The sequence below is a fragment of the Humibacter sp. genome (assembly GCF_051954055.1).
In the GTDB taxonomy this organism is placed as follows: Bacteria; Actinomycetota; Actinomycetes; order Actinomycetales; family Microbacteriaceae; genus Humibacter.
Genome location: NZ_JBQCIE010000061.1, coordinates 1 through 8119 on the forward strand (window position 1 = coordinate 1; position 8119 = coordinate 8119).

General features: G+C 67.4%; 12 protein-coding genes. 7 read left to right on the forward strand and 5 right to left on the reverse strand.

Annotated elements, in window-relative coordinates; genetic code table 11:
• The 4 genes from ACTHNC_RS07685 to ACTHNC_RS07700 all read left to right on the forward strand — a co-directional run.
• Nucleotides 1-727, forward strand: a 727-nt coding sequence (locus ACTHNC_RS07685) for an extracellular solute-binding protein (protein ID WP_440294010.1), incomplete at its 5' end; no start/stop codon positions are given.
• 266 nt (nt 728-993) lie between these two features.
• Nucleotides 994-1758, forward strand: a complete 765-nt coding sequence (locus ACTHNC_RS07690; RefSeq protein ID WP_440294011.1) for a carbohydrate ABC transporter permease — start codon at nt 994-996, stop codon at nt 1756-1758.
• The gene (locus ACTHNC_RS07695; protein WP_440294012.1) at nt 1755-2573 is read left to right on the forward strand and encodes a carbohydrate ABC transporter permease; all 819 of its coding nucleotides are present in this window, start codon (nt 1755-1757) and stop codon (nt 2571-2573) included. Before ACTHNC_RS07690 ends, ACTHNC_RS07695 begins: the two co-directional genes overlap by 4 nt.
• An 8-nt stretch (nt 2574-2581) precedes the next feature.
• Nucleotides 2582-4321, forward strand: a complete 1740-nt coding sequence (locus tag ACTHNC_RS07700; RefSeq protein WP_440294013.1) for an amylo-alpha-1,6-glucosidase — start codon at nt 2582-2584, stop codon at nt 4319-4321.
• A gap of 81 nt (nt 4322-4402) precedes the next feature.
• Here ACTHNC_RS07700 and ACTHNC_RS07705 read toward each other — a convergent pair whose 3' ends face one another.
• The 3 genes from ACTHNC_RS07705 to ACTHNC_RS07715 form a co-directional block, all read right to left on the reverse strand.
• Complete coding sequence (locus ACTHNC_RS07705) at nt 4403-4600, reverse strand: helix-turn-helix transcriptional regulator (RefSeq protein ID WP_440294014.1); 198 nt, start codon at nt 4598-4600, stop codon at nt 4403-4405.
• On the reverse strand, nt 4600-5016 hold the full coding sequence (locus ACTHNC_RS07710) for a hypothetical protein (protein WP_440294015.1): 417 nt from the start codon (nt 5014-5016) through the stop codon (nt 4600-4602). Before ACTHNC_RS07710 ends, ACTHNC_RS07705 begins: the two co-directional genes overlap by 1 nt.
• 78 nt (nt 5017-5094) lie before the next feature.
• On the reverse strand, nt 5095-5316 hold the full coding sequence (locus ACTHNC_RS07715) for a hypothetical protein (RefSeq protein ID WP_440294016.1): 222 nt from the start codon (nt 5314-5316) through the stop codon (nt 5095-5097).
• 53 nt (nt 5317-5369) lie between these two features.
• Between ACTHNC_RS07715 and ACTHNC_RS07720 the strand changes: the two genes are divergently transcribed.
• Both ACTHNC_RS07720 and ACTHNC_RS07725 read left to right on the forward strand, forming a co-directional pair.
• On the forward strand, nt 5370-5750 hold the full coding sequence (locus ACTHNC_RS07720) for a thioesterase family protein (protein ID WP_440294017.1): 381 nt from the start codon (nt 5370-5372) through the stop codon (nt 5748-5750).
• Between the two features lie 73 nt (nt 5751-5823).
• Entirely contained in the window at nt 5824-6708 is an 885-nt protein-coding gene (locus ACTHNC_RS07725; protein WP_440294018.1) for a Rieske 2Fe-2S domain-containing protein, read from the forward strand.
• 2 nt (nt 6709-6710) lie between these two features.
• Here ACTHNC_RS07725 and ACTHNC_RS07730 read toward each other — a convergent pair whose 3' ends face one another.
• Nucleotides 6711-7055, reverse strand: coding sequence for a DUF488 domain-containing protein (locus tag ACTHNC_RS07730; RefSeq protein ID WP_440294019.1), 345 nt, complete (start codon nt 7053-7055; stop codon nt 6711-6713).
• Between the two features lie 186 nt (nt 7056-7241).
• Between ACTHNC_RS07730 and ACTHNC_RS07735 the strand changes: the two genes are divergently transcribed.
• A complete protein-coding gene (locus tag ACTHNC_RS07735; protein WP_440294020.1) occupies nt 7242-7445 on the forward strand; it encodes a hypothetical protein in 204 nt (67 codons plus the stop codon).
• Between the two features lie 3 nt (nt 7446-7448).
• Here the strand turns inward: ACTHNC_RS07735 and ACTHNC_RS07740 are convergent.
• On the reverse strand, nt 7449-8119 hold a 671-nt coding region (locus ACTHNC_RS07740), incomplete at its 5' end, for an ATP-binding cassette domain-containing protein (protein ID WP_440294021.1).

Here is an 8119-nt window from a genome sequence, read left to right on the forward strand (position 1 = left end):
CACGCTGACCGCTGCGCTGCAGAAGGTCGTGGCGTCAGGACACAAGGGCATCACGTTCTCGGCGATCGGCACCGAGGAGGGCTCCTTCCAGTTCCTGCCCTGGTTCTGGGGTGCGGGCGCCAATCTGAAGAAGCTCGACTCATCGCAGGGCGTCGCCGCGCTGCAGCTCTGGACCGATTGGGTGAAGCAGGGCCTGGCACCGAACTCGGTGATCAACGACACGCAGACGACGAGCTGGCAGGAGTTCCAGACCGGCGACTTCGGCTTCTCCGAGAACGGCACGTGGCAGAAGGCCAGCGCCGCGCAGGCGGGCTACAAGGTGGTTCCGCTGCCGGGGAAGACGGCCGGCTCCGCGGCCCCGGCGCCCACCGGCGGTGAGTTCTTCACGATCCCGGTACAGAAGGACTCGTCGCGCTACAAGACGTCGGCCAAGATCGTCTCCTGCCTCACCAGCTCGACGAACGTCGTGAACACGGTCAACACCCTGAACTACATCGGCGCGACCAAGACGGTTCAGCAGAAGCAGTTGGCCGCTGACCCGACCCTCAAGCCGTGGGTGGATGCCGTACAGACGGCGAAGGCCAGGACCGGCGACAACCTCGGAACGAACTACCCGATCATCTCGCAGCAGATGTGGGGAGCCGTGCAGAACGCCCTGTCGGGTTCGCAGACGCCCAGCGACGCCATGAAGGCCGCGCAGACCGCGGCGGCGTCCAAGACGAAGTGACGACGGGCCCGAAAGACAAGAGATGCCAGTGATGCAGATGTCACCCGAGACAGCTGCACCCCCGATCGCGCGGGGAGCGGCCGAGAAGGTCGCTCTCCGCCCGAGCGGGGGGCAGCAGATCGACCGCCGCTCGAGCAGGGCGAAGGAGAGGAGGCGCGCGCAGCTGATCGCGTGGGCGTTCCTCACACCGGTGGTCGTCTACCTGCTCGTCTTCTACGCGTTCCCGCTTCTGCGGAACCTCGACATGAGCCTGCGGCGACTACTCGGTGCGCACGTTCGTCGACGGCAGCGCACCCTGGGTCTGGTTCAACAACTACGTCGCGGTGATCACCAGCCCCACCTTCGGGCCGGCGCTCCTGAACACCGCCGTTTTCACGCTCGTCTCGATCGTCTTCCAGTTCTCCATCGGACTGGCTTTGGCGGTCTTCTTCTACCGCAGCTTCCGGCTCTCTGGGGTGCTGCGCGCGCTGTTCCTCGTACCCTGGCTGCTGCCCCTGCTGGTGTCGGCATCCACCTGGTCCTGGATGCTCAACAGCGACTCCGGAGTCATCAACTCCTTCCTGAACGCCGTGGGCCTGCCCTCGGTGAACTGGCTCACGTCGCCGCACTGGGCGCTCGTCGCCGTGCTCATCGCGAACATCTGGATCGGCATCCCGTTCAACCTCGTCATCATGTACAGCGGTCTCCAGAACATCCCGGCGGATGTCTACGAGGCCGCCTCGATCGATGGCGCGAATGGCTGGCAGCGGTTCTGGCGCATCACGTTCCCGCTGCTTCGTCCCGTGTCGGCGATCACGATCCTGCTCGGCCTCGTGTACACGCTCAAGGTGTTCGACATCATCTGGATCATGACGCGAGGCGGGCCGGGCAGCTCGTCGACGACGTTCGCGATCTGGGCCTACCAGCTCGGCTTCGGCTCCACCCTGCCCGACTTCTCTCCGGCGGCCGCCGTGGGCAATCTGCTCATCGTCATCGCCGTCGTGTTCGGGCTCGTCTACATCCGCGTGCAGCGGCGAATGGATCTCTCATGAGCGTGCAGAAGTCGTGGTGGCGCATCCTACTCGGCGTCGTTTTCACCGCCCTCATGCTGTTCCCCGTCTACTGGATGATCAACGTCTCGCTGACCAAGACACAGGACATGCGCAAGTCGCCGCCGAACCTCCTGCCGATCGACCCCACCTTCGACGGGTACCGGCAGGTGTTCTCCGAGCAGTTCCCATTCCTGGCGGCGAGCCTTGTGATCGGCCTGGGAACCGTGGTGCTCACCGTGGCGCTTTCCGCGCCGGCCGCGTACTCACTCGCCAAGCTGCGACCCAAGGGCGGTGGCGCGCTCAGCTTCGTGCTGCTCATCGCTCAGATGATCCCGGCCGTCGTCATGGCCATGGGCTTCTACGTCATCTACCTCAACCTCGGGCTGCTCGACACCATCCCCGGGCTGATCCTGGCCGACTCGACCATCGCCGTGCCCTTCGGCGTGCTCATCTTCACCGCATTCATGAGCGGCATCCCCAACGAGCTGCTCGCGGCCGCGAAGATCGACGGCGCCGGGCACTGGCGCACGTTCATGTCGGTCGTGATGCCCGTGAGCAGAAACTCGATCGTCACCGTTTCGCTGTTCGCGTTCCTCTGGGCGTGGTCCGACTTCATCTTCGCCTCCACCGTGGACGGCGGTGGCGGGCTGCAGCCGATCACGATGGGCATCTACCGGTACATCGGCAACAACAACCAGCAATGGAACGCGATCATGGCGACCGCGGTCGTCGCATCCGTTCCCGCCGCGGTCCTCCTGATCGTGGCCCAACGTTACGTCGCCGCCGGAGTCACCGCCGGCGCAGTGAAGGACTGAACCGCCCCATGACCCAGCTCGACACAGTCCCGGCGCCCGCTGCGTTCCACGACGAAGACCACTTCGACGTGCGAGCCATCCCGTTCAGCCGGCGCGGCTCCTGGCTCGACCTCTCGCCGGTCGTCGGACTCCACCGTGTGGAACGCGACATCCACCTGGTCTCGCACACCACCGGCATGCACGCCGTGCTGCGACTCGTGCCCACCGCGGCCAGCGCTCAGGCGGATGCCACGACCATCACAACGCCGTCCGTCCTGCGCTGGGAGTCCCCGGCTGGAGCCGTCGAGGCCGTCTTCGAGACGACGGATGTCATCCGTTTCCGCGGACGCGGCCTCGGGATGCGGTTCACGGAGGCGGCGGACGAGCTCACGCCGTTCAGCGGCATGTACCTGTTCGCCGACCCGATCGACGGGTCGCCTGTCTACACCTCCTACGAGACGGGCCGGCGCTATCGCATCACCGTCATCGCGGGCGAGGTGCGGGTCGTGGGCGCAGAGTCGCTCGGCAGCGCGGATCGCTGGGTCGAAGCCGTCGGACCGGATGGATGGGAACTCGTCGTCGAAGAGCTGGAGACGGCGCGCGAGCCGTACCGAACCCGCACCACATTCGACGATGCGCGTGAGTCGGTGCGCGACGAGTTCGAGGCATTCCTCGACACCGTTGCTCCGTGGCGCAGCGACGACGTGCCTGCCGCAGATGCCGCCGCGTACGTGCTGTGGTCGGCGACAGTGCGACCGGAGGGCTTCCTCGATCGCGAGGGCGTGCTCATGTCGAAGCACTGGATGGACAAGGTGTGGAGCTGGGACCACTGCTTCAATGCCCTCGCGCTCGCCGATGGGCAGCCGAAGCTCGCCTTCGACCAGTTCATGCTGCCGTTCGACCACCAGACCGATGCGGGCGCGCTTCCCGACTCGGTGACGCACTCGGAGGCGCTCTACAACTACGTGAAACCGCCGATCCACGGTTGGGCGTTCACCGCGCTCCGCCGTGCTCTGCCGGCGTCGCTGGTGGATCCGCAGCTGCCGGAGATCTACCGCCGCCTCGCGGCGTGGAGCCGATTCTGGCTCGACCACCGACGGGTGCCAGGGCACGCCGTGCCCCACTACCAGCACGGCAACGACAGCGGGTGGGACAACGCCACGACGTTCGACCGTGATCGCGTGATCGAGTCCCCCGATCTCGCCGCATTCCTTCTTATTCAGCTCGGCGTTCTGCGTGGCCTCGCGGTCGAGCTGGGGAACGAGACGGATGCTTCGGCATGGGCGAGCGCGGAAGCGGAGGTGCGCGAAGGTCTCGCGACGCTCTGGCGCGGCGACGGATACGTGGCGGTCGCCGCATCCGATGGCCGGGAGGCCAAGCGACGCAGCCTGCTGACGCTGCTCCCGATCGTGCTCGGCGAGGCGCTGGAAGCGGAGACGGCGGACGTGCTGGCCGACGACATCCGCACGCACCTGACCGAGTGGGGGCTCGCCACCGAACCGATCGACTCGCAGGACTACGAGTCCGACGGCTACTGGCGAGGACCGATCTGGGCGCCGTCGACGGTTCTGGTCGAAGACGGCCTCCGCCGGGCCGGGCAGACCGCGCTGGCGGACGCGGTTCGCGAGCGCTTCCTGCGTCTGTGCGAGAAGTCGGGGTTCGCCGAGAACTTCGACGCGGTCACCGGCGAAGGCTTGCGTGATCGCGCCTACACGTGGACGGCATCCGCGTATCTGCTGTTCGCGCGGTCGTACGTGGAGCAGCCGTAACAGAACGTCTCGGGCACGCCCGAGAACACAGCAGATGGGCCCCGGATCCGTGCCCGGGGCCCATCGTCGTGTCGACTTTGCTCAGCGGTCCGCCGGCGTGAACAGCGCCTCGATCGGCTTCTCGAAGAGCCGTGAGATGCGGAACGCCAGGGGGAGTGACGGATCGTACTTGCCGGTTTCGAGCGCGACGACCGTCTGGCGTGAGACATCCAGGCGCTCGGCAAGCGCCGCCTGCGTCCAGCCGCGGCCCTCGCGCTCGGCACGGATGAGGTTCTCCATCAGGCTGTGGGTGCGCGGACGAGCAGGTTCGTGACCTCCCACGACACGAGCCCGACGAGGGCGACGAGCCACCCGCTCGTGGGGACGGCGATTCCGGCAGAGCTGAGCGTGCCGAGCGTGAGCGCGGTGACCATCGACAACGTGAACCCGACCGCGAGCCCGGGGAAGAAGAGCTTCACCTGGTACTCGTCCATCTGCCGCGCGCGGAGCACCATGACGATCACGATCCACACAATCGGCAGCAGCGGCAGGACGGCGAGCACCCACCGGAAAGGACCGCTGTCGCGACCCCACAGCGCAAGGGCGAGGTTCGCGAGCACGAGGCATCCGATGCCTATCCAGATCCGTACCCGGAAGGTGCGCCGGCGGCGCAGCTCGATCGACGACTCTCCGCCGGTGTCAAGGTCGCTTGTCATGCTCCGACTGTACGGCGGTGGCGGAAGCGTGTCAAGCATCCTTTACATGGGCGGTTTCCCATCACCGCGTAGCGCGGTTCAGGAGGCGGGGTAGACCGTCCAATCGGACTGCTCGAACGGCTCGGACACCTCCGAGCCGTCCAGCTCGAACAATGCCATGTCGTCGCCGATCAGGTGCAGGAACCTGCCCTGCCGGCGGTCGTCGCCGCTCCGGAGTTCGTAGCGCCGCCCCGCGGTGAGCGTGGACCAGTCGTCGATCTGCTGGGGCGCGTCATCCGCCCGCGTTTCGTTCTCCGCCATAACGGAAGGGTAGGCCGTGTTCGCCGTTCACGGCGGGCGCTATCGTTCGAAGCATGGCTGACTCTGTGAGCGTTCACCACGTCGTGACCGAAGCAGACACCGCGGTGGCGATGGGCAGCGGGGACGTGCCCGTGCTCGCGACGCCGCGCCTGATCGCGTGGCTCGAGGCTGCGACGGTGCAGAGCGCAGCCTCGCTCCTGGACGCCGGGCAGACGACGGTGGGCACGAGCATCCGGGTCGATCACCGACGCGCCACAGCGCTGGACGCGGGCGTGACGGCCGAGGCGGCGACGCCCGCACGCTCGGAGGGGAGACGTCTCACGTTCGCCGTGCGCGTGGTGGACGACGAAGGCGAGGTCGTCGCATCCGGCGAGATCGACCGGGTGATCGTCGATCGGGAGCGCTTCCTCGCCTCCGTGACCACGGCGGACTGAGCCGACCGAACCGATCGCCGATCGACTCCGCCAAGGCGTTGACCCCCGGGAGGGTCTGGGCTAGACCGAACCCATGGGAAGACTGAACAGAACCGCTCATCGTCTGACCAGCGCGATCGAGGAGGCCAGCGCGCTCGACGCGGTCGCCGATCCCCTCTCGGGGCTCGTGCTCAAGGTGACGAAACGCAAGGCGATCAAGAACCTGCTCTCGGGAACGTGGCTCGGGCACACGTTGCACCCGATGCTGACGGACGTGCCGATCGGCTTCTGGAGCGCGGCGATGCTACTGGATGTCACGGCAGGCGAACGGGGAGCGCGCGCGGCAAGACGAATGGTCGGGCTGGGAGTCCTCGGGGCGATACCGACCGCGATCGCCGGGGCATCCGACTGGGCGGACACGCACGGTCCGACGAAGCGGGTCGGCCTCGTGCACGCACTCCTGAACGACGTGGCGCTGACGCTCCAGATCGTCTCGTGGCTTTCTCGGCGAGGTGGCAACAGGGGGCGCGGAATCGGGTTGAGCCTGGCGGCTTCCGGACTCATGGTGGTCTCCGCCTACCTCGGCGGGCACCTCTCGCTCGTGCGTGGCGTGGGCATCAACCACACCGCCTTCCAGGGCCCTGCGTTCCGGGAGGCGGCGGCCAAGTGGACCGATGTCGCGGCGGAGACGGATGTGACGGAGGGCAAGCCACTGCGCGTCACCGCCGACGGTGTTCCCGTGATGCTGGTCAAGCAGGACGGGGTCGTGCGGGCGCTGTCCGCAACGTGCACGCATGCCGGAGGTCCGCTCGATGAGGGAACACTGGTCGATGGATGCGTGCAATGTCCGTGGCACGGCAGCGAGTTCCGGCTGGACGACGGCACCGTGGAGCGCGGCCCGGCCTCCGTTCCCGAACCGGTGTGGGAAGTGCGGGTGGCCGGCGGCCGCGTCTCGGTGCGGTCGCGCGCGACCGCCTGAGCTCACGCGAATCCGGTCAGCACCTGCTGCAGTACGGTCGCCTCGCTGATGTCGTCTCGCTTGGATGCCGTGAGCAGGGTCACCGTTCCCTCGTGCGCGAGCTTGCGGAGTGAATCGAGCGCCTCGACGTGCTCCTGGTCGTCGAGCTCGGCGCGGTACCGCTTGGCGAACTCGCCTAACTTGGCCGGGTCGTGCCCGTACCACTCACGCAGCAGCGGCGACGGCGCGACGTCTATGCACCACTCGAAGAGCTCCGCGCGCACCTTGCTCATGCCACGCGGCCATAGCCGGTCGACGAGCACTCGCTTGCCGTCGTCGGGCTCCGGGGGATCGTAGATCCGGCGCACGCGAACCTTCGAACCGGCACCCGGGGTTGCTTTCTGGTCTGGACTGGCCACATCGCCAAGATACGTCGGAATGGCTGCCTGGCGAGCCGACGCCGATCGGCATAGCGTCGAAAGCAAGGCAAACAGTGCGGCATAACCCGGCGCTTCATCGAAGAGCGAGCACACGGCGACTTGGGGTGGATCGCAATGACCGAAGACCTGATCCGTGACATCGGGGAGCGCAGACGAAATCGAAGGGAGTGGAACATGTTCGGCGAGAAGCACCGTGAACAAGAGGTAGCGGCCGAGGCTCAGCAGGAGGAGCAGGAAGCTATGGAGGCGACCGAGACCGACGACTCCTCCGTCGACCCGAACGAGACCCTCGAGGCACAGGAGGAGCCCGAGGCCTGAGACCTACTCCGCTGGCACCACTCGGAGCGCGGTCGGCGTGACCGACACCGGGTCGCCCGGCTCAGGCATCCTTCCGTCCGTCGATGCGAGTGCCGCGGCGAGCGACAGCTCAGCGATGAGACCGGCCTCGGTCTCGAGGCGGAGCGTCCCGGCGCGAGCAGACACCGAACGGATGCTTGTGCGCACGGCTCCTGCGTTCCTCGAGACAACGACGTCGCGCGGTGCGACGATCCCGAACGCCGGGGAGCCCTCGGCGATCGGGACATCCGCGACACCGCTCAGCGCGGTGCCAACCACCTGCAGTGAGCCGTCCCGCCAGGTGCCGGGCACGACGCAGAAGCCGGCGAGCCGGGCAGCGAACGGATGCCGCGGCTTCGTCGCGAGTTCGTGCGGCGATCCGCTGTCGACCACGCGGCCGTGATCGAGCACCAGGCATGACTCGGCCCAGGGGAAGGCATCCGAGAGCTCGTGTGTCACGAGCACGCTGGTGGTGCCGGTGCGCGTGAGCTCCTCGGACAACAGCCGACGCACGGCGGGCGCGCTCTCGGCGTCGAGCGCGGAGAACGGCTCGTCGAGCAGGATCACTCGCGGATCGGCGGCGAACGCCCGTGCCACCGCGACCCGCTGCTGTTGACCGCCGGACAGCTCGTGCGGGCGGGCATCCGCTCGATGGG

What these genes read in the sequence shown, in the direction of transcription:
- ACTHNC_RS07695 (WP_440294012.1), top strand. Translation starts at nt 1,755, where the DNA reads ATGAGCGTGCAGAAGTCGTGGTGGCGCATCCTACTCGGCGTCGTTTTC.
- ACTHNC_RS07700 (WP_440294013.1), top strand. Translation starts at nt 2,582, where the DNA reads ATGACCCAGCTCGACACAGTCCCGGCGCCCGCTGCGTTCCACGACGAA.
- ACTHNC_RS07705 (WP_440294014.1), bottom strand. Translation starts at nt 4,600, where the DNA reads ATGGAGAACCTCATCCGTGCCGAGCGCGAGGGCCGCGGCTGGACGCAG.
- ACTHNC_RS07710 (WP_440294015.1), bottom strand. Translation starts at nt 5,016, where the DNA reads ATGACAAGCGACCTTGACACCGGCGGAGAGTCGTCGATCGAGCTGCGC.
- ACTHNC_RS07715 (WP_440294016.1), bottom strand. Translation starts at nt 5,316, where the DNA reads ATGGCGGAGAACGAAACGCGGGCGGATGACGCGCCCCAGCAGATCGAC.
- ACTHNC_RS07720 (WP_440294017.1), top strand. Translation starts at nt 5,370, where the DNA reads ATGGCTGACTCTGTGAGCGTTCACCACGTCGTGACCGAAGCAGACACC.
- ACTHNC_RS07725 (WP_440294018.1), top strand. Translation starts at nt 5,824, where the DNA reads ATGGGAAGACTGAACAGAACCGCTCATCGTCTGACCAGCGCGATCGAG.
- ACTHNC_RS07735 (WP_440294020.1), top strand. Translation starts at nt 7,242, where the DNA reads ATGACCGAAGACCTGATCCGTGACATCGGGGAGCGCAGACGAAATCGA.